Here is a 22,143-nt window from a genome sequence, read left to right as displayed (position 1 = left end):
TGGAGAAACTCTAATTTTAAAAAATATATTGACAATAAATTTCCTGTATTCTATTATATAGAAAGAGTTTAATTAAATATAGTGATATGCAAAGAAGAGGATTAGTAGAAATGATATTTTTTTAAGAGAGGAAACGGGTGGTGAAAGTTTCTAAATGTACATTTTGAACCTACCTTTGAGTTCTGTTAGAATACAGCGGTAATTGCCGTTATAATTATAATTGAGAGAATATGTTTAATATTTTAAATATATTAATCAGGGTGGTACCGCCGACGTAACCTCGGTCCCTTTTGGGATTGGAGGCTTTTTTATATTTAAAGGAAAAACTAACTACACTAGATTCAAATTTTGGAGGTAATTAAAATTGAGTAAAAAGATGGTAGAACAAATAACATCAAGAGATGAAGATTTTGCACAGTGGTATACAGACATTGTAAAAAAAGCAGAATTAGCTGATTATTCAAGTGTAAGAGGCTGTATGATAATACGTCCTTATGCTTATGCTATGTGGGAAAATATTCAGAGTTATTTAGACAAAAGATTTAAAGAAACAGGACATCAAAATGTATATATGCCCTTATTTATTCCTGAAAGTCTTCTTCAAAAGGAAAAGGATCATATAGAGGGATTTGCACCAGAAGTTGCCTGGGTAACTCACGGTGGTAATGAAGAACTTACAGAAAAATTATGTGTTCGTCCAACATCAGAAACATTATTTTGTGAACATTATGCTAAGATAGTTCAGTCTTATAAAGACTTGCCTAAGCTTTACAATCAGTGGTGTTCTGTAGTTAGATGGGAAAAGACTACAAGACCTTTCCTTAGAACTACAGAATTTTTATGGCAAGAAGGTCATACTATACATGAAACTAAGAAGGAAGCCCAAGAGGAGACCACAAGGATGCTGAATGTATATGCGGATCTTTGTGAAAAAGTACTGGCTATTCCAGTATTAAAAGGACAGAAAACTGACAGTGAAAAATTTGCAGGAGGAGAAGCTACATATACTATAGAAGCACTTATGCATGATGGAAAGGCACTTCAGGCTGGTACATCTCATTACTTAGGACAGAACTTTGCGAAATCTTTTGGAATGCAGTATTCAGATAAAGAAGGAAAACTTCAATATGTATACCAGACTTCCTGGGGTGTAACAACCCGTCTTTTAGGAGCAATTATAATGGTACATGGCGATGATAATGGACTCGTAGTTCCACCTAGAATAGCTCCTACTCAGGTAATTATAGTACCTATAGCACAGCATAAAGAAGGAGTACTGGATAAGGCAAACGAACTAAAAGATAGAATAGCTAAATTTGCAAGAGTTAAACTTGATGACAGTGATAAAATGGCTGGATGGAAGTTTAGTGAATATGAGATGAAGGGAGTTCCTATACGTCTTGAAGTAGGACCAAAGGATATCGAGAAAAATCAAGTTGTACTTGTAAGGAGAGACAGTGGAGAAAAGATAATAGTATCCATGGATAACCTGGAAAAGGATATACCAGATCTTTTAGATAAAATTCATGACGGTATGTTTGAAAAGGCAAAAAATCTTATAGAAAACAATACAAATAATGCTGTAAACATGGAAGAGTTTAAAGATATAATGGAAAATAAAATAGGTTTTGTAAAGGCTATGTGGTGTGGAGACGCTAAATGTGAAGAAAAAATTAAAGAAGTTACTGGTGCGTCTTCAAGATGCATTCCATTTGAACAAGAACATATTTCAGATACCTGCGTGTGCTGTGGTAAAAAAGCTGATAAATTAGTTTATTGGGGAAAAGCATATTAAAGAAACCTGTGTTAATATAATACTTCAATTTTTAGAAATGCTATCAAAATTTTGATAGTATTTCTTTTTGGCAAATAAATTTAGTGGTTACTTGCAAATATCATAGATATTTGGTTAAAAATAACTTTAAAAATATTTTGTAAATACTAGTAGGAAAAAGAGTATTTATTGCTATAATATAAGTAGATTATGAGTTGAAATAAAGTGGAGGCTTACATATGTTTAATAGCAAAAAATTTAAAGGTAACAAATTCAAATATGTTATTTATTATTCACTATTAGCTGTTATAATTGTGTTTATAGTTAATGAATACTCTAGCCAATTAAAATATGAGCACATAAAATATAGTGATTTTATAAATTATATTAACCAAAATAAAATATCTAATGTACAAATATCCAAGGATAGGCTAATAATAACTCCCAAGGATAAGGATACAGCTCATAAAGGAAAAATACTTTATACTGAAAGGGTAGATGATCAGAATTTAATTAAAAAGTTAAATGATGCCAAAGTTCAATATGAAGGCGTGTCACAGGAAAGCTCTCTAATGAGAAGCCTTTTTACAAATTGGATTTTACCCTTAAGTATAATTATGTTTTTTGGAAGTATTTTAATGGGAAGATTAGATAAAAAAATGGGCAGTGGAGTTATGTCCTTTGGAAAGAATACCGCTAAAATATATGCGGAAAATGAAACTGGCGTGAACTTTAGTGATGTGGCAGGACAGGAAGAAGCTAAAGAATCTCTGATTGAAATAGTTGATTTCTTGCATAACTCTCAAAAATATGTATCAATAGGTGCAAAGCTTCCTAAGGGGGCACTCCTTGTAGGGCCACCAGGGACAGGAAAGACTCTTCTTGCAAAAGCTGTAGCAGGGGAAGCTAAAGTCCCATTTTTCTCTATATCAGGTTCTGCTTTTGTAGAGATGTTTGTAGGTATGGGGGCATCTAGAGTTAGAGATTTATTTAAACAGGCACAGGAAAAGGCTCCTTGTATAGTATTTATAGATGAAATAGATGCCATAGGTAAAAGTAGGGGTGGCAACGTATCTGGAAATGATGAGAGGGAGCAAACTTTGAATCAACTTCTTGCAGAGATGGATGGATTTGATTCTTCTAAAGGAGTTGTAATTTTAGCAGCTACCAATAGACCAGAAGTACTTGACAAGGCACTTTTAAGACCAGGAAGATTTGATAGAAGGGTTATAGTAGATAGGCCTGATTTAAAGGGAAGAGAAAGTATACTTAAAGTTCATACTAAGGGAGTTAAAGTTTCAGAAGATGTAGATTTAAATTCTATAGCAAAATCGACTCCTGGAGCTGTAGGAGCGGATTTGGCTAATATGATAAATGAAGCTGCTTTAAGGGCAGTGAAAAATGGTAGGGAAGAAGTAATTCAGGAAGACTTAGAGGAATCAGTAGAAGTAGTTATGGCTGGTAAAGAAAAGAAAGATAGAATTTTATCTGATGCTGAAAAAAGAGCTGTTGCTTTTCATGAAGTAGGTCATGCACTTGTGGCTGCATTATTAAAACATACGGATCCTGTACATAAGATAACTATAGTTCCGAGGACCATGGGTGCACTAGGTTATACGATGCAGCTTCCTACAGAAGAAAAATATCTTGTTAGCAAGGAAGAAATGATAGATAAGATATGTGTCATGCTAGGGGGAAGATCTGCAGAAGAAGTAGAGCTTAATAGCATATCTACAGGTGCATCTAATGATATTGAAAGAGCTACGGAAACAGCTAGGAGCATGGTGACTATGTATGGAATGACAGATAGATTTGATATGATGGGACTAGAATCAATAAAAGATAGATATTTGGATGGAAGACCGGTGCAAAATTGTAGTGCGGAAACAGCTGCTATTATAGATGATGAAACCTTGAACATAATAAAAGAATGTCACGAAAAGGCAAGAAGTATTATTAAAGAAAATAAGGATTTACTCATAAAGATATCTGAAAGCCTAATTGAAAAAGAAACTTTAATGGGAGAGGAATTTATGGACATAATAAAAGAATATAATGACAAAAAACAGGAAACTCAGGATACAAAACTCTGATTATGGACTACTCTAAGGCATTTGGAAGAAAATAGGATAGAATACTCAATGGTTATTTCTTTGAAAATGCCTAATGGGTAACTTATGAAATGGAGATAGTAATATGTATAGAGACGATTTAAAAAAGGAATTGGAGAAGGAAGTCGAGCTGGATCTTGAAAGGGAAAAATTAAAAGAAGTCTTAAAAGAAATTGAGGTACAAATTTTAGAATACATTGAGAGTAGAAAAAAAGTAATAGACTATATTTTAAAGCTAAGAGAAAAAAATTTGGAACAGTACGAAGATGATGAAGACAAAGTTATAGAATATTTTAACCATGAAATGTACGAAAAGGAAGAACAGTATAGGCTAGTAAATAAAAGCATAAAAGAACTTACCATACTGAGCAATTCACCTTATTTTGGTAAGGTAAAATTTCAGGATGAATATGGAGAGGAAGAAATATACATAGGTAGGTTTGGTGTGACAGGAAGGAAAAGTTACGAACCTATTGTAATTGACTGGAGATCACCTGTATCTTCTTTGTTTTATGCAGGTAAGCTGGGAACTGTAAAATATACATCTCCTATGGGAGAAGTAGAAACAGAAGTGCTTTCTAAGAGACAATTTATTATAAAAAAATCTAATCTAGTAGGTATGTTTGATTCCAGTATAGATGTAAAAGATGAAATCTTGCAAATGGTACTTAGCAAAAATGCTGGTGAAAAGTTAAAAGATATTGTAATGACTATACAAAAAGAACAGGATAATTTAATAAGACAGCCTAGAACAGGGGCTATTGTGGTAAATGGAGTAGCAGGAAGTGGAAAAACTACTATAGCACTGCATAGAGTAGCTTACTTATTATACAATTATAGAAAGGTTCTTCAAGGAAAGGTACTGATATTAGGTCCTAATAGCATATTTATAGATTATATATCACTTGTACTTCCAAGTTTAGGAGAGGAAAAGGTTACTCAAACTACTTTTAGAGAATTTGCAGAGGATATTCTAAATGTGCCTTATATAATGGATTTTAAGGATTATATGGAAAAAGTATTAAGTCACCAAAAAGATTTTTCTGAAGAAATTAAGTATAAGGGTTCTTTACAATATGTGCAGGATATAGATAATTTTATTGGCAGTTTGGAAAAAGATTGTTTTAAGATAGAGGATGTGTTTTTTTACGATAAACTTATAATGTCTGGAGAAGACATAGATAAGATGCTTAATTATTATTTTAAAGATATGCCTCTATTTAAGAGAAGTGCCAGGATAAAAAGAGTCATATACTCAAAGGTAAGGGATGAAAGAAACAGGCTAATAATATCTATACAAAAAGAATATGAAAATAAGGTGAAGAGTCTAACGGAAAGTGAACTAAATGATTGTGGAAATGAGCTGGAGTACAAAAGACGAAATGGTATAAGAGATGTAATAAAAGAAGTAATTAATATCAAAAAAAATAAGTTAATCTGGCTTAAAAATCCTGATGTGATTACATTATACAATGATTTTAATGGAAATAAGTTGCTGATTTATGATGATTTAGCTCCTATTTTATATTTAAAAATAAAGCTGGAAGGGCTAAGATATAGAGATGAAGTAAGACATATAGTGATAGATGAAGCACAAGATTATTCTCCGCTGCAGTTTCGGGTTATTTATGAACTTACAAAGTGTAAATCTTTTACTATAGTAGGAGATACCAATCAGAAAATTATATTTTCAAAAGAGACACCTGCCGTGGAAAAATTGGAAAACATACTCCCGGATTTAGAGATAAAGCGTTTTTCATTAAATAAAAGCTATAGATCCACAAATGAGATAATTGATTATGCTAATAAATATCTAGAAGGGGATAAAACCGTACCTCTAGTTAGAAGTGGAAAAAAAGTTGTGGAAAAAAGGGTAGATAATTCCAAAGAACTTGTGGACAAAATACTAGATAATGTTGTAGAATTAAAAGAAAGAGGTTATGAAAGTATAGCCATAATTTGCAGGGATTTAAAAGACACGGAAGCTATAGGTAATTTAATAAAAGCAAGAATTCATATAAATGTGCTTGATAGAGAAGATATGATTTATTCCAGCGGCGAAGTTATACTTCCAAGTTATTTTGCCAAAGGTTTAGAATTTGACGCGGTTATAATGATAGATACCTGTGAAAAAAATGAAAATACATTAAAATATATAATGGCTACAAGGGCGCTGCATGAATTATATGTGTATAAGACTTCCTCGATTAATTAAAAGTTTACTAAGCTTCAGGTTTAAATCAATTATCCTGAAGCTTAGTGTTTATTTATCCGATCGCTACCATTGCTAACACCCCATATTCTACCAAAGTCGGGGATAAGCACTGCTACGCGGCTGGATAAGTTCTTCTTAGGTTCAGCTGGAGAAAGTCATCCTTATAAGCAAACTCCATCTGAACCTAAGAATCACTTGATAAAGGAGACATGATCTATGGGGGATAAATTACTAGAATCAATTGAAAAAGCTGAATTGAATCATACACTTGATAAAAGTGAAATAGTTGAATTATTTAACAGTAACGAACATAATGAAGAACTTTTTAAAGCGGCAGACAGAGTAAGAAAAAAATATGTAGGGGATGAAGTACATTTAAGAGGACTGATAGAATTTTCTAATATATGCAAAAGAAATTGCATGTACTGTGGACTTAGACGTGATAATAAAAATATCAAAAGATATAGAATAGAGCCGGATAAAATAATCGAATTAGCAAAAAAAGCAGTAGGATACGGCTATAAAACAGTTGTTTTGCAGTCTGGAGAAGACGATTACTATACTGTAGATAAGCTAAAATACATAATATCAAATATGAAGAAAATGGACATAGCTGTAACTCTAAGCATAGGTGAAAAAACTTTTGAGGAGTATAAAGCTTTTAAAGAAGCTGGAGCAGATAGATATTTAATAAGAATAGAAACTACGGATCCGGAACTGTATGCAAAAATGGACCCCGGGATGAGTTATGAAAATAGAAAACGCTGCTTGAAAGATCTTGGAAAGTTAGGATATGAAGTTGGTACAGGATGTCTTATAGGTCTTCCTGGCCAAACTTTTGAGTCGCTTGCAGAGGATATATTATTTTTTAAAGAAATAGATGCAGATATGGTAGGAGTAGGGCCTTTTATTCCAAATGCAGATACGCCTTTAAGAGATGAAAAAGGTGGAACGTTTATAAATGCTCTTAAAGTTATGGCTATAAGCAGACTGATTATGCCAGATATTAATCTTCCTGGTACAACAGCTATGGAAACTTTAAATCCAAGAGGCAGGACTATAGCTCTTCAGAGTGGAGCTAATGTAGTTATGCCAAATGTAACGGAAGGTGTATATAGGAAGCTTTATGCACTATATCCAGGTAAAATTTGCACAGGGGATACTCCTGCCCAATGCAGAGATTGTATAACCGGTAAAATAATTACTATAGGAAGGGTCATATCTGGTTCTAAAGGATTTAGAGTAAAAAAATAGTTGAAATCATTAGATATTTGTGATAAACTTAGAACAATTTAATAAATTAGTTACCTTAGGGTAGAGGTGCTGTAACTATCAGTATTTATTTTTAGTCGGCGGACGTTGAAAAATAAAGAAAGGAGCTGCAGCCGAAAAAACTAGTTTGGCGAAACTGTTTTTGGCTTTGTACATAATATGTTCAAAGCTGTCATTGAAAAGGCATATTCATTTTATATGATTTAATGGATATACTTTTAGTGGAGAGCTACAAAGGTACACGACCATGCATATTTGTGCAGTATAGGTGTTGTGTCCCTTTACTGCACTATTTTTTTATAAGATTCATTGATAACAAACAATTTAGGGAGGAGTATTATGGCAATTATTGTTCAGAAATATGGAGGGAGTTCAGTAGGAACTCCAGAGAAGATAAAAAATGTAGCAAAGACGGTAGTTAGTAGGGTTGAAAATGGAGATAGTCTAGTAGTTGTAGTATCAGCTATGGGAGATACTACAGATGACTTAATAGCCCTTTCAAAAAAAATTACAGATACCCCAGATAAGAGAGAATTAGATGCACTTTTGTCTACTGGCGAAATGATGTCCTGTGCACTGCTTGCTATGGCTATAAAAGATTTAGGATATGATGCTGTAAGTTATACAGCTTATCAAATTGGCATAAAAACTAGTGGACAATATGGCAAATCTCTTATATGTGATATAAATGGAAAAAAAATAAAGAAAAGTTTGGATGAAGGAAAAGTTGTAATTGCAGCAGGTTTCCAGGGTATAAATGATAAAGGAGATATAACTACTCTAGGAAGAGGAGGGTCAGATACCTCTGCTGTTGCAATAGCTGTAAAACTAAAAGGAAGTTGTGAGATATATACAGATGTAGATGGCATATACAGTGTAGATCCTAGAAAATATAAAGATGCTAAAAAACTAGATGAAATAGATTATGAGGAAATGCTTGAACTTTCAAGTTTAGGTGCTCAAGTTATGCATTCTAGATCTATAGAATTAGCTCAAAAGTATAATATACCCGTATATGTGGGATTAAGCAATAGTGATATAAGAGGAACAGTTATTAAGGGGGTAGATAGTATGAATTTAGAGAGTAAACCAGTAACAGGACTTGCAACAAGTGATGAAGATGCAGCAATAACGCTAACAAATATTGATAACGACATAAACATTATTTCCAATTTATTTGAGAAGATAGCAGAAAAAAGAGTAAATGTAGATATGATAAGCCAAACTGCACCTGTAAGTGGAAAGGTGAATATATCATTTACTGTACCAAAAATTGACTTAAAAGATTGTCTTACTATTTTAAAAAGTTATTTCAATGAAAAAACTAAGGTTGATATAGATGAAAACATTACTAAATTTTCAGTAGTTGGTATAGGAATGAAAACTACTTCTGGAGTAGTTGCAAAGATGCTTAAATTATTTAAAGAAAACAATATAGGTGTAAAGATGATAACTACATCTGAGATAAGAATTACTTGTGCTATAAAACAAGAAGATAAAATGAAAACTATAAACTTAGTAGCAAAAGAATTTAATTTATAGTTTTATTCGGATAAATCTTGACGTATATTCGGAGTATGCTTATGAAATTAAGAGCATATTTAAAAACTTTTAGGAGGAAACCAGTGTGAAAATGATGGGTAGTATGGAGATCAGAAACAATGTTTTATACATTGGTGGGATGAGTACGGGGGAATTAGTGAAAGAATTTAAGACTCCTCTCTATGTAATGGATGAAGAATTAGTAAGGGATAGGTGCAGGAGATATTACAAATCTTTCGAGGCTGATAAAGCTAATAAGGTCACTTATGCAGGTAAAGCCTTTTTAACTTTGGCTATGTGTCAGATAATAAACAGTGAGGGATTGTATTTGGATGTAGTATCAGATGGAGAATTGTATACTGCACTAAAAAGCGGCTTTCCTATGGAAAAAGTCTATTTTCATGGAAATAATAAAACTTTAGATGAAATAGATATGGGAGTAAAACTTGGAGTAGGTAAGTTTGTAGTAGATAATTTCTATGAGATGGAAAAGATAAATTCCGCAGCAAAGAAATATGGGAAAATACAAGAAATACTCCTTAGAGTGACACCAGGAATAGAGGCTCATACCCATGACTATATAAAAACTGGTCAAATAGATTCTAAGTTTGGATTTACAATGTTAAATAATGAAGTTATGAATATAATAAAAAGTGCAGTTGATTTTCCTAATTTAAAATTTGTTGGAATCCACTGTCATATAGGTTCTCAAATATTTGAAACCAAACCTTATGAAGACGAAGTTGAGATTATGTTAAATCTAGTAAAAAAAATAAAAGATGAATTGGGCCGTGAAGTAGAGGAATTAGATCTTGGCGGCGGATTTGGAATATACTATACAGAAGGAGATAAGCCTAAATCTGTAGAAGATTTTTGCAGTATTATACTTCAAAAGGCAAAGGAAAAAGCTAAAGAGCTTGATTTAAAACTTCCTATTCTTGTGATAGAACCTGGCAGGTCTATAATTGGTAATGCGGGAACAACTCTTTATACCGTAGGATCTATAAAGAATATTCCAGGTGTAAGAAAATATGTATCTGTAGATGGAGGTATGGCAGACAATATAAGGCCAGCTTTGTACGGTGCAAAGTACGAATGTGTTTTAGCAAATAGAGTAAATGACAGTGTAAAAGAAACAGTTACCATAGCGGGAAAATCCTGCGAATCGGGAGACATATTGATAAAAGATGTGGAGCTCCCGGAAAGCAGAAGCGGTGACATATTAGCTGTGTTTACCACAGGAGCTTATGGATATTCTATGTCTAGTAATTATAATAAGATTCCAAAACCTGCAGCAGTTTTAGTAAAGGAAGGAAAGGCAAGGCTAATTGCTAAAAGACAAACCTTTGATGATCTAATAGAAAATGAAATAATGTTATAATTTAAATCCATCCTGAGTGTGAATTAATATTTTGTGGTTTTATTGGGAACAATAATCAAAGCAAAATTCTTTTTCACAGGAAAGGATGGATTTTTTATGCTTTACATTGTATGCATTATAGGTATAGGGATAATTTTATTGCTCATGATGACTTATAGCAAACTCAATAGGGTTGATTGTAGAAATGAAAATGTAGGAGAGGATATTTCTACACTAATTGTTGATAGAGAAGAATTAAAGAAATATGCTAGAGAAATATCAACTGTTCCGTCTGCAGTTCAAAGAAGAAGCTGCAAGAAGCAATTAATAAAGAGTTTGGATAAAAGTTATGGAAGAATTTTAGCTGGATACAATTTTTTTGATGAGGAAATTAAAGATAGAGAGGAAATAGTATCCTGTGCCGAATGGCTTTTAGATAATTTGTATCTGGTAAAAAAGGAATACAAAGATATAAAAAATAATATGTCTGAAAAATATTATAAAAATCTTCCTGTAATGACTGAAGGCACTATGAAAGGCTTCCCTAGAATATACTACATTGCTAGGGAAATGTTATCAAAGACTCAGGGAACTGTAAAAGAAAATACCATAGAGACATTCATAAATGCATATCAGGAAAACACAATATTAAGAAGTGGAGAACTCTGGGCAATACCTATAATGATAAGGATAGCTTTGATTCAAAATATAAGTAGTATAACTGATCGTATGGTATTTATGCAAAAAGAAAGAAAGAGGGCAAAAAGTGAAGCAGAGGATATTATAAATTCTAAAGAGAATGAAAATGAAATAATTAATAAGTTAAAGGATAAAAATATTAAATTTACACCCCATTTTACAGAAGGATTCATTAAAACATTAAGGGATAATTTTATAAGAAATGCTGAAATATACAATTGGATAGATGAAGAGCTAGATAAAGAAGATAGCAGCGTTAAAAGGATGGTAAATATAAATCACCAAAAGCAGGGTATATGCCAGATTTCTATGGAAAATTCCATAAGTGGAATGGTAGAAATATCTGCATTGAACTGGAAAGAAAATTTTGAAAGATTGTCCTACGTAGAAGAAATATTGAAAATGGATCCTGCAGGAATTTACAGTGAAATGGATTTTAAGTCTAAGGATTATTACAGACATAGAATAGAGAAAATGTCTAAAAATATAAACATACCTGAATCTTTTATAGCCAAGAAGGCTATAGAGTGTGCAAAAGAAGCTTGTGGAGAAGAATACGAAAAACATGTAGGGTATTATTTAATCGATAAGGGTATAAGCTGTCTTGAGAAAAAAATAAAAAACAGTACAAGAGAATATAAAAATTTGCATTACAAAGCTCGAAATAAGATAACGGTTAACTTCTATATAGGTAGTATTGTATTTGGAACTATTTTTCTAGATGCGCTCATAAGTGGTATAAATTTTTATGTAGACAATTTATCTTTGTGGAAATATATATTAGGAGCAATTGTACTCTTTATACCTTTAAGTGATATATTTATATCTATATTCAACTGGAGTGTAAATAAGCTTGTAAAACCCAGGTTTATACCTAAAATTGAATTTAGAGATGGTGTACCTGAAAAGTTTAGTACGGTAGTAGTAATACCTGCTATTATAAACGATATTAAGCAGGTTAAAAAACTTATAGGTGATATAGAGGTTTATTATCTAGCAAATGAAGAAAAAAATTTGTATTTTGCACTATTAGGTGATTTTAAGGATAGCCTTGAAAGAGAAGAGAAAGATGATAAATTAATAGTAGATACAGCTTTAAATGAAATAGAAAAATTAAATAAGCAATATTCTCAAGGGCAAAAAGACAAATTTTATTTTTTAAGCAGGTTTAGGAAATATAATGAGAAAGAGGGAAAGTGGATTGGATGGGAAAGAAAACGTGGAAAGCTTATGGAGTTCAACTCTCTTATAAGGGGAAGTGATAATACAAGTTATGATGTTATAAGTGGTGACATAAAAAATTTATATGATGTAAAGTATGTTATAACTTTGGATGCAGATACTAAATTGCCTAAAGATACAGCTAGATTTCTCATAGGAGCTATGGCTCATCCCCTAAACATACCTTATCTGAATCGTGACGGTAAAAAAGTAATAAGGGGACACGGCCTTATGCAGCCTAGAGTAAGTGTCAGTGTATTAAGTGCAAATAAAACGCTTCATTCCAGTATATTTTCAGGCGAAACAGGAATAGACGTATATACAAATGCTATTTCTGATGTGTATGAAGATTTATTTGACGAAGGTATATTTACGGGTAAAGGTATTTATGATGTAGATGTATTTAACAGTGTTTTAAAAGGTGAAATACCCGAAAACTCTGTATTAAGCCATGATCTTTTAGAAGGATCTTATACAAGAGCTGCTCTTGTGACTGATATAGAACTTGTAGATGGATATCCTGCTTACTATAATACCAGTTGTAAAAGACTTCATAGGTGGGTAAGAGGAGACTGGCAGCTGCTTCCCTGGTTATTTAAAAAAAGTTCTTTAAATAGGTTATCAAAGTGGAAGATAATAGATAACTTAAGAAGAAGCATTATAGCACCCTCCGTAATGGTGTTAATTATAGTGTCTATGACATTATTTAAAAATTTAAATGATTTTTTGGTAGTAGCCTTTGTTTCAATACTTTCACCTATACTTTTTGACGTATCTGAAACAGTAGTTTCTCCTATAAGGGGAAATGGACTTTCAGGTAAAATAAGTAATTTTAAAACTGTAGTAGAACAATTCTTTCTAATACTAAGTTTTCTACCTTATCAGGCGTATTTAATGTTGGATGCTATAATTAGAACTCTTTACAGGCTTTTTATAAGTAAAAAAAATTTGCTCCAATGGCAGACTGCAGCAGATGCAGAGGCCACTTGTAAAAAGGGATTGGAAAGTTATTTAAGGTCTATGTGGATAGGCAGTGCATTAGGTATTATTATAGCTTTTTTGGGCTTTAGAAGCTCTGTAGAAGATGCTGTTTTGGTAGTACCTTCCTGTATAATCTGGATTTTTTCACCGTGGATTGCATTTAATATAAGCAATGAGAGAAAAAATACTGAGGAAGATATTCATAAGGAAGAAAAAGATATATTGAGAAGATTGGGAAGAGAAACTTGGGCTTATTTTGAAGATTTTATATCACCTGAAAGTAATTGGCTTTCTCCGGACAATTATCAGGAAGAACCGTATAAGGGAGTAGCCTACAGAACTTCTCCTACTAACATGGCTATGGGGATTTCTTCTAATATAGTTGCTTACGACTTAGGATATATAGGCATAAAAGAGCTCATATATAGACTCCACCATATAATATCCAATATGGAATCCTTAGAAAGGTATAGAGGACATTTTTATAATTGGTATGACATAAAAAATAAAGTTCCTCTAAGGCCTAGATTTATATCTACAGTTGATAGCGGGAATTTAGTGGCATACATGTGGCTTACAGAAGAATCACTGGAAGAATATATGAGCTATCCTATAATAAATAAAAATTTGCCAGAGGGATTTAAGGATACTTTGAAGCTAGCGCAAAATGAATTATATAGTAAACTTAAAATTGAATATGCTTATGGTAATTTTATAGATAAACTTTCTAAGAATAATTTAACTATATTTTCCTTAGAAAGTTTATTGCAGGATTTAAATACAGAATGTGTGAAGTTTATAGGGGCTGGTAAGAACTTATATTGGAATGAGAAAGTTAAAAATATGACATGTAAATTTATGGATGAATTAAATGAATTTTTCCCCTGGATTTATTTAATAAATGAAAATGAGGAATTTCATGATTTTAGGCCTGAATTGAACGAATTGGCAACTAAAATTCCTTTAAGAGAACTTCCAGAAGCTTTTGATAAATTGATTAATCTTATGGATAAAGGTAATAAAAAAGACTCTTCAGAAGAAGAAAATAGACATAAAGATGATTTGAAAAAATTATTGTTGGACAGTAAATTAAATTTATGTAATTTTATATCTAATGTAAAAAATGTAATAGAAAAATTGAGAACCATTGATGAAGAACATAATTTTAATATGCTTTATAGTAAAAAAAGACAGCTTTTTGCTATAGGATATGATGTTGAAAAGGATACTATTGGCAAAAATTATTATGACCTTCTAGCATCTGAGGCAAGGCAGGCTAGCTTTGTATCTATAGCTAAAGGTGAGATTAAACAAAACCACTGGTTTAACCTTGGTAGATCCATGGCTTCTATGGGAGGTGGAAAGGCATTAGTTTCTTGGTCTGGAACTATGTTTGAATATTTAATGCCACTTATAATTATGAAAAGCTTCCCTAATACTTTGTTGAGTGAAACCTATGAATATGTGGTTAAAGCTCAAAAAAAATATGGTGAGAAAAGAAGAGTCCCTTGGGGAATTTCAGAATCTGCTTACTATGACTTTGACATAAATTCTATATATCAGTATAAGGCTTTTGGAATACCGGCAGCTGGATTAAAAAGAGGACTTATTAATGAATTGGTAATAGCACCTTATGCATCCTTAATGGCTCTTCAGGTTGATTTTAAAAGTGCATTTTATAACGTAAAAAATCTTATAAAATCTAAGGCTGAGGGCAGATATGGATTTTATGAAGCTATAGATTATACTAGGGAAAGACTTGCAAGAAAGCAAAAGTGTGCTCTGGTAAAATGCTTTATGATACATCATCAGGGAATGAGTTTTATGTCACTGGATAATGTGCTTATGGAAAATGTACTTCAGGAAAGATTTCATAGAATTCCTAGGGTAAAATCTGCAGAACTTTTACTTCAAGAGAAGATTCCTAAGAATATAATCTATAATCATGAAGAACATAGTACAAATGAAAAACCTATAGTAAAGAATGAAAATGTAATTGCTAGAAAGTTTACGGGAGCATGTACAGAAATACCAGTAGTGAATATAATTTCTAGTAACAATTATTCTATGATGATAACCAATAGCGGCAGTGGATATAGTAAAAGAGGTAACATGACAATTTATAGATGGCGTGAAGATGCCACAAAAGATGATACGGGAATGTTTTTTTATATAAAGAATATAAATTCAAATGAATATTGGAGTGCTGCTTATGAACCTTGTGAACATGAAGGAGAGGAGTACGAAGTAGTATTTTCGCCTGATAAATCAGAATTTAGAAGAAAAGATGGAAACTTAAGAACTTATACAGAAGTTACTGTATGCCAAGAAGAAGAAGGTGAAGTGAGAAGAATTTCTATTACAAATACAGGTGAAAAGAGGAGAGAAGTTGAAATAACCAGTTATATGGAAGTAACCTTGTCACCTTATAATGCGGATTTGGTTCACCCTGCATTCCAAAAATTATTTATAGAGACTGAATTTATACACAATCCTGTATGTTTACTTGCAAGCAGAAGACCTAGAAAAAAGGATGAAAAAAGACCATGGTTAGTGCAGACTATAGCATTGGAAGGAGAACAATTAGGTTCAATCCAGTATGAGACCAGCAGAGTGAAGTTTATAGGAAGAAATAGAAATCTAAGGAACCCAAGGGCAATGGATAATGATGTGCAGCTTACTAAGTCCGTAGGAGCTGTAATTGATCCTGTAATAAGCATTAGGGTAAGAATAGCTGTAGATCCAGGAAAGACCTGCAAGGTAGCATATACTACTGCAATTACAAGCTCCAGAGAAAAGGCAATCGAAATTGCAAATAAGTATAGGGATATGTTTAATGTAAATAGAATATTTAAACTATCCTGGACAGAATCTCAGATGGAAATGAAGTATTTGGGTATAAAATCCAATCAAATAAATATGTATCAAAAAATGGCCTCAAGGATTTTATTCTTAAATAGCTCCCTTGAGCAAAGAAAAGAATATATTATGAATATAAGAAAAGGACAGTCTGCTTTATGGGCTTATGGAATTTCAGGTGATTTACCTATAGTACTTGCCGTTATAAGGAATGAAAATCACATGTCACTTGTGAGACAGCTTTTAAGTGCACATGAGTACTGGATGTGGAAAGGGTTGTCGGTAGATTTAGTTTTTATAAATTTACAAGATAGCTCATATATGCAGCCTCTTCAAAATAAGTTGGGGGATGCTGTGAATTCTAAAGCTTCAAGATATAAGAAAAATATTGATGGGGGAATATTTTTATATAATAAAGATACTATGAAGAAAGAAGATATAGAACTCCTTATAGGCATATCTAAACTTGTAATAGATGGAGATAAGGGAGAACTGTTTGAGCAGATTGAAGATAGTATATATTTACCAGAGGGTAGTATGGAGAAGATTGATGAAAACACAAGCTTAGCCTTTAAAAACAAATCTTCTTATCATTTTCAACTTCCAGAGCTTCAGTATTTTAATGAGGTAGGGGGATTTTCTTCACAAGGAAAATCGTACATTATAGTGCTAAAGGATCATAATCATACTCCGGTTCCATGGATAAATGTAATTTCAAACAAAAAGTTTGGATTCCATATTTCTGAAAGTGGTACTTCTTATACATGGAGTAAAAATAGTAGGGAAAATAAACTTACAACCTGGTCAAATGATCCAGTTATGGATGGAGAGTCTGAAAGCATTTACCTAAGAGACGAGGTTACAGGACAGATATGGAGTATATCTCCTGAACCTATAAGAGATTCTGGACAGTATGTAATAGAACATGGATTTGGGTATTCCAATTTTAAACATGAGGCTAATGGGATAGTAGGCGAAATGGATGTTTTTGCTGATATGAATGAAAGCGTAAAAGTGTTTAAAATAAAGCTAAGGAATATAAGTGGAAAGAGAAGAAAGATTTCAGTAACTTATTATGCAAAATTAGTATTGGGAGTTTGCCATGAGCAGACAGCACAGTATATATGTACAGGATTTAACAAGGAATCGGAATATATATATGCTAGAAATCCATATAGTGAGCACTTTAATCAAGGAATATGTTACATGAAAATTTTAGGAGGAGAAGAACTTTCTTATACTGCTAGTAGAAAAGAATTTATAGGTAGGGGAGGAGATATATCTAAACCTAAAGCACTGGAATGTGAACAATTTTCTAATAAAGTAGGGGCAGGATTTGATCCTTGTTTAGCTGAGAATGTAAAAGTAGAATTGGATACAAATTCAGAAGAAGAGGTACTAATTTTATTTGGAGAAGAAGATAGTTCTGAAGAAGTGAGAAGGGTAGTTGAAAAATATAGTAGTATAAAAAATGCATATATGGAATTAGAAAAAGTTCAGGAGTATTGGTCAAAATTATTTGGAACTATACAAGTGGATACGCCAGATGAATCCATGAATATAATGTTGAATGGATGGCTTATGTATCAGATTATAGCTTGCAGATACTGGGCAAGAACAGCTTTTTACCAATCTGGAGGTGCCTATGGATTTAGAGACCAGCTTCAAGATGTAATGGCTATTTGCTATATAGATCCATCTGAAACTAGAAAACACATAATATACAGTGCTTCAAGACAGTATCTTGAGGGAGATGTACAGCATTGGTGGCATCCATTTGTTGAAAGTGGAATTAGAACTAGATTTTCCGACGATTTACTTTGGCTTCCTTATGTAGTAGAAGACTATATACAAAATACAGGCGATTACAGCATATTGTCTGAAAAAGCTTTGTATTTAGAAGACACTGCCCTTCAAGATGGAGAAGATGAAAGATATAATATATCAAATGTGTCAGAAAAAAGCGGAACGATATATGAACACTGTATAAAAGCAATTGAAAAATCCCTTAAATTTGGAAGTCACAATATACCACTTATTGGTTCCGGAGATTGGAATGATGGTATGAGCACTGTAGGAAATAAAGGACAGGGTGAAAGTGTATGGCTTGGATGGTTTTTATATAATATACTGGATAAATTCATACCTATATGCACATTTGAAGGAGATGTGAAAAGTTCAAATAAGTACTCAGAGCTAAAAGAATTTATAAGAGAAAACATAGAAGAAAATGCGTGGGATGGCGGCTGGTATAGAAGAGCTTATTTTGATGATGGAACTCCACTTGGTTCTGCAATGAATGAAGAGTGTCAAATTGATTCAATTTCTCAATCTTGGGCTGTTATATCAGGTGCCGCAAAAGAGTCTAGAGCAAAAGAAGCTATGGAAGCTTTGGAAAGAAATCTCATAAGAAGAGATAAGGGAATTATATTGCTTTTAAGCCCGGCTTTTGATAAATCCGATTTAGAACCAGGTTATATTAAAGGATATGTGCCTGGCGTCAGGGAAAATGGAGGCCAGTATACCCACGCTGCTATATGGTCAATTTTGGCACTATCTAAAATGGGATATAATAATAAGGCATATAGTGCATTTTCTATGATAAATCCTATAAACCACAGTAACACATATTTAAATTGCCAGGTTTATAAAGTGGAACCTTATGTTATGGCAGCAGATGTGTATGCAGTTGAGCCTCATACAGGCAGAGGAGGATGGAGCTGGTATACAGGTGCGGCAGGATGGATGTATAGAACTGGAATAGAGTCAATACTTGGAATGAAATTCAAAGAAAAATTAGGATTTACAGTTTCTCCTTGTATACCAGACAGTTGGAATGGTTTTAGTATGAAATACACGAGAGGAAAGTGTATTTATAACATACAGGTTTTAAAAGACAATGAAAAGGGAATATGGTTAGATGGAAACAAGGTTTCACAAGGTATAATACCTTTTTTAAGAGAGGGCGAGCATGAAGTAAAAGTATATATGTAACCCAGGTAAAAATTTCCATAGCATTTTTTACAGGTTTATAGTAGAATATATGATAATATTCGATATAGTTTAAATCCTTTGAAAGAAAGCAAGTAAATTTGAAAACAGATTTTTAGAGAGCTGTATGAGGTGAAATTACAGTAATTATGCTTGAATTGAATGGATTCTTGAGGAGAAAAATGAATTAAATTAGTAGTTTTAACCGTAAGTCTTACGTTATAAAGACAGGATATTTTGTAATCCATATGAGAAAAAGATGTAATTTTATCTTTTTGAATTTAGGTGGTACAGCGGTAAATACGCCCTATGATTTTTATATCATAGGGATTTTTTTTATAAATGCTTAAAGGGAGGCAATAATAATGGAAGAAAAGAAAAAAGTAATATTTAGTGGCATTCAACCTTCAGGAAATTTAACTATAGGAAATTATTTTGGAGCTTTAAAAAATTGGGTAAAGCTTCAAGACAAATATGACTGCTATTTTTGCGTAGTAGATTTACATGCAATAACTGTAAGGCAGGAACCAAAAGATTTGAGAAGGAGAACCCTGGAAGTGCTTGCAATATATTTAGCAGCAGGTATAGATCCAGAAAAAAATACTATATTTATTCAATCTCATGTTCCTACTCACTGTGAAGCAGCATGGCTTTTAAATTGTTTTACTTATGTAGGAGAATTGGAAAGAATGACTCAGTATAAGAGTAAATCTAAAAAATACGAAAATGGTGGTTCTATAAGTGCAGGACTTTTAAACTATCCTGTACTTATGGCAGCAGATATATTGATTTATAATGCAGACCTTGTTCCTGTAGGTAAAGATCAAACACAGCATGTAGAATTAACTAGAGATATAGCGGAGAGGTTTAACAATCTGTATAGTCCTACATTTACTATGCCAGAAGCATATATACCAGAGGATGGAGCTAAAATAATGGATTTACAAGATCCTACAAAGAAAATGTCTAAGTCATCAGATAATCCTAACAGTTACATACTTATTATGGATAAACCAGAAGATATAAAAAGAAAGATAAATAGGTGTGTTACTGACAGTATTGGAAAAGTAAAATATAATGATGACCAACCGGGAGTTAAAAATCTTATAAATATAATGAGTGCTGTAACTGGAATGAGCCATGAGGAGATAGAGAAAAAATATGAAGGCAAAGGATATGCTGAATTTAAAAATGATACTGCAGAAGCCTTAATAGGTGAACTAAAGCCAATACAGGATAAAGTCAATGCGTTCCTTCAAGATAAGAAATATCTAGAGGACATATATAAGAAAGGTGCAGAAAAGGCTTATTATGTATCAAGCAAGGTACTTAGAAAAATGCAGAAAAAGATAGGATTTATTCCTGTTTCAAAGTAAATAAAATTTTTATAAGGAAAATAGCCAGCTTCAATTCAATAGAGAATTAAAGCTGGCTTATTTTATTCTGTCTTACCTATATCTGATAGCTCAAGGCCTTTATTGTGTTCAAGTGCCCAACTAATAGACCACTCACTTTGAAATATTAAAAGGTCTCTTCCTTTTAGGTCTTTTACTTTTTTAGTATCACTTGTTAAAATAAGATCTTCTACCTTTGTAGAAGAGCTTTCTATCCACCTTATAGCTCTATAAGGAAGCATGTCGACTTTTATATCTACATTGTATTCATTTTTCATTCTGTACTCTAGCACTTCAAACTGAAGAACGCCAACCACACCTATGATGATTTCCTCAATCCCTATATTTAACTGCTTAAATACTTGAATTGCACCTTCTTCTGAAATCTCACTTATACCTTTTATAAATTGTTTTCTTTTCATGGTATCTATGGTTTTTACTCTGGCGAAATGTTCTGGTGCAAACACCGGGATGCTTTCAAATTTGAATTTTTTATTTGCAGGACATAATGTATCTCCTATATTATAAATTCCAGGATCAAATACACCTAGTATATCCCCTGCATAAGCTTCTTCCACTATTTCCCTATCTTGAGCTAGGAACTGCTGCGGCTGAGAAAGCCTTACTTTATTTCCTCCCTGGAAATGAAATACTTCCATACCCTTCTTAAACTTACCGGAACATATTCTCATAAAGGCAATTCTATCCCTATGTGCAGGATTCATATTTGCCTGTATTTTAAATATAAAAGCAGAAAAATCATCACTAAAGGGATCTACTTCTCCACTGTCTGATTTTCTTGGTAGAGGTGGTGTAGTTAAATTTAAAAATTCCTTTAAAAAAGGCTCTACTCCGAAATTGGTGAGGGCACTTCCAAAAAATACAGGAGTAAGTGAACCTTCTCTAACCTTTTTTATGTCAAATTGGTCTCCTGCAATATCTAAAAGCTCTATATCGTCTTTTAGTTTTTCATGTAAAGCTTCACCTAATAAGTCTTTAAAAACATTGTCATCTACAGAGCCTTCTATGGATTCTACTGCTGTTTGACCGTGGTTTCCGCCATTAAATACTTCTATTAGACTTTTTTCTCTATCATATATTCCCTTGAAGTCCTTACCAGATCCTATAGGCCAGTTCATTGGGTAGGATTTTATTCCTAAAACATTTTCTAGATCATCCATTAATTCAAAAGGATCCTTACTTTCCCTATCCATTTTATTTATAAATGTAAATATGGGAATTCCACGTAAACTGCAAACATTAAACAGTTTTTTAGTCTGTGCTTCAACTCCCTTTGCTGCATCTATTACCATTACTGCACTATCTGCTGCCATTAAAGTTCTATATGTATCTTCACTAAAATCCTGATGGCCTGGTGTGTCTAATATATTTATACAAAAATTATTATAGTTAAATTGCATTACTGATGATGTTACAGAAATACCTCTTTGTTTTTCTATTTCCATCCAATCAGATACTGCGTGTTTTGAAGCCTTTCTTGCCTTAACAGAACCAGCAAGTCTTATGGCGCCTCCGTATAATAACAGTTTTTCAGTAAGAGTTGTTTTACCTGCATCTGGGTGAGATATTATTGCAAAAGTTCTTCTTTTTTCTATCTCTTTTTTTAAGTCTGCCACTACCTTTTCTCTCCTCTTTTTTTATTAGTTTCATCACTGATTTTAACTTTATTATATATTAATGTCAACTTGTGTTGTTTGTAAAAT

Annotated in this window: 9 protein-coding genes, 1 riboswitch and 1 other annotated feature; of the genes, 8 read left to right on the top strand and 1 reads right to left on the bottom strand. The window is 32.6% G+C overall.

The features are described 5' to 3' along the window. Positions 1–82 precede the first annotated feature (82 nt). Positions 83–292 (top strand) — a binding site (T-box leader). An 84-nt stretch (positions 293–376) separates the two neighbouring features. From proS to trpS, 8 genes are all read left to right on the top strand, one after another. Further along, the gene (proS, locus tag CLJU_RS18895; protein WP_041705614.1) at positions 377–1,795 is read left to right on the top strand and encodes a proline--tRNA ligase; all 1,419 of its coding nucleotides are present in this window, start codon (positions 377–379) and stop codon (positions 1,793–1,795) included. 218 nt (positions 1,796–2,013) lie between these two features. Further along, positions 2,014–3,867 (top strand): ATP-dependent zinc metalloprotease FtsH, encoded by a 1,854-nt coding sequence (gene ftsH / locus CLJU_RS18890; protein ID WP_013240438.1) that lies wholly within the window; start codon positions 2,014–2,016, stop codon positions 3,865–3,867. Positions 3,868–3,970: 103 nt separating this feature from the next. Next, the gene (locus CLJU_RS18885) at positions 3,971–6,100 is read left to right on the top strand and encodes a HelD family protein (protein ID WP_013240437.1); all 2,130 of its coding nucleotides are present in this window, start codon (positions 3,971–3,973) and stop codon (positions 6,098–6,100) included. A gap of 216 nt (positions 6,101–6,316) precedes the next feature. Continuing rightward, the gene (hydE, locus tag CLJU_RS18880; RefSeq protein WP_013240436.1) at positions 6,317–7,354 is read left to right on the top strand and encodes a [FeFe] hydrogenase H-cluster radical SAM maturase HydE; all 1,038 of its coding nucleotides are present in this window, start codon (positions 6,317–6,319) and stop codon (positions 7,352–7,354) included. Between the two features lie 53 nt (positions 7,355–7,407). Further along, positions 7,408–7,612, top strand: a riboswitch (Lysine riboswitch). A gap of 99 nt (positions 7,613–7,711) precedes the next feature. Continuing rightward, on the top strand, positions 7,712–8,914 hold the full coding sequence (locus CLJU_RS18875) for an aspartate kinase (RefSeq protein WP_013240435.1): 1,203 nt from the start codon (positions 7,712–7,714) through the stop codon (positions 8,912–8,914). 94 nt (positions 8,915–9,008) lie between these two features. After that, positions 9,009–10,295 carry a diaminopimelate decarboxylase gene (gene lysA / locus CLJU_RS18870; RefSeq protein WP_013240434.1) on the top strand — a complete coding sequence of 429 codons (1,287 nt, stop codon included), beginning with the start codon at positions 9,009–9,011 and terminating at the stop codon, positions 10,293–10,295. Positions 10,296–10,391: 96 nt separating this feature from the next. After that, positions 10,392–19,028 carry a GH36-type glycosyl hydrolase domain-containing protein gene (locus tag CLJU_RS18865; protein WP_013240433.1) on the top strand — a complete coding sequence of 2,879 codons (8,637 nt, stop codon included), beginning with the start codon at positions 10,392–10,394 and terminating at the stop codon, positions 19,026–19,028. Positions 19,029–19,390: 362 nt separating this feature from the next. Continuing rightward, complete coding sequence (trpS, locus tag CLJU_RS18860; protein WP_013240432.1) at positions 19,391–20,401, top strand: tryptophan--tRNA ligase; 1,011 nt, start codon at positions 19,391–19,393, stop codon at positions 20,399–20,401. Positions 20,402–20,463: 62 nt separating this feature from the next. Here the strand turns inward: trpS and CLJU_RS18855 are convergent, their stop codons facing one another. Further along, positions 20,464–22,056 (bottom strand): peptide chain release factor 3, encoded by a 1,593-nt coding sequence (locus CLJU_RS18855; protein WP_013240431.1) that lies wholly within the window; start codon positions 22,054–22,056, stop codon positions 20,464–20,466. Positions 22,057–22,143 lie beyond the last annotated feature (87 nt).

It is taken from the genome of Clostridium ljungdahlii DSM 13528 (assembly GCF_000143685.1).
GTDB lineage: Bacteria > Bacillota > Clostridia > Clostridiales > Clostridiaceae > Clostridium_B > Clostridium_B ljungdahlii.
The sequence above is the reverse complement of the archived record's forward strand: the minus strand, read 5'-3'. Positions and strand labels throughout refer to the sequence as shown.

Bases quoted from the DNA above. Each gene is read 5' to 3' on its own strand.
- proS (WP_041705614.1), top strand. From the start codon at position 377: ATGGTAGAACAAATAACATCAAGAGATGAAGATTTTGCACAGTGGTAT.
- ftsH (WP_013240438.1), top strand. From the start codon at position 2,014: ATGTTTAATAGCAAAAAATTTAAAGGTAACAAATTCAAATATGTTATT.
- CLJU_RS18885 (WP_013240437.1), top strand. From the start codon at position 3,971: ATGTATAGAGACGATTTAAAAAAGGAATTGGAGAAGGAAGTCGAGCTG.
- hydE (WP_013240436.1), top strand. From the start codon at position 6,317: ATGGGGGATAAATTACTAGAATCAATTGAAAAAGCTGAATTGAATCAT.
- CLJU_RS18875 (WP_013240435.1), top strand. From the start codon at position 7,712: ATGGCAATTATTGTTCAGAAATATGGAGGGAGTTCAGTAGGAACTCCA.
- lysA (WP_013240434.1), top strand. From the start codon at position 9,009: ATGGGTAGTATGGAGATCAGAAACAATGTTTTATACATTGGTGGGATG.
- CLJU_RS18865 (WP_013240433.1), top strand. From the start codon at position 10,392: ATGCTTTACATTGTATGCATTATAGGTATAGGGATAATTTTATTGCTC.
- trpS (WP_013240432.1), top strand. From the start codon at position 19,391: ATGGAAGAAAAGAAAAAAGTAATATTTAGTGGCATTCAACCTTCAGGA.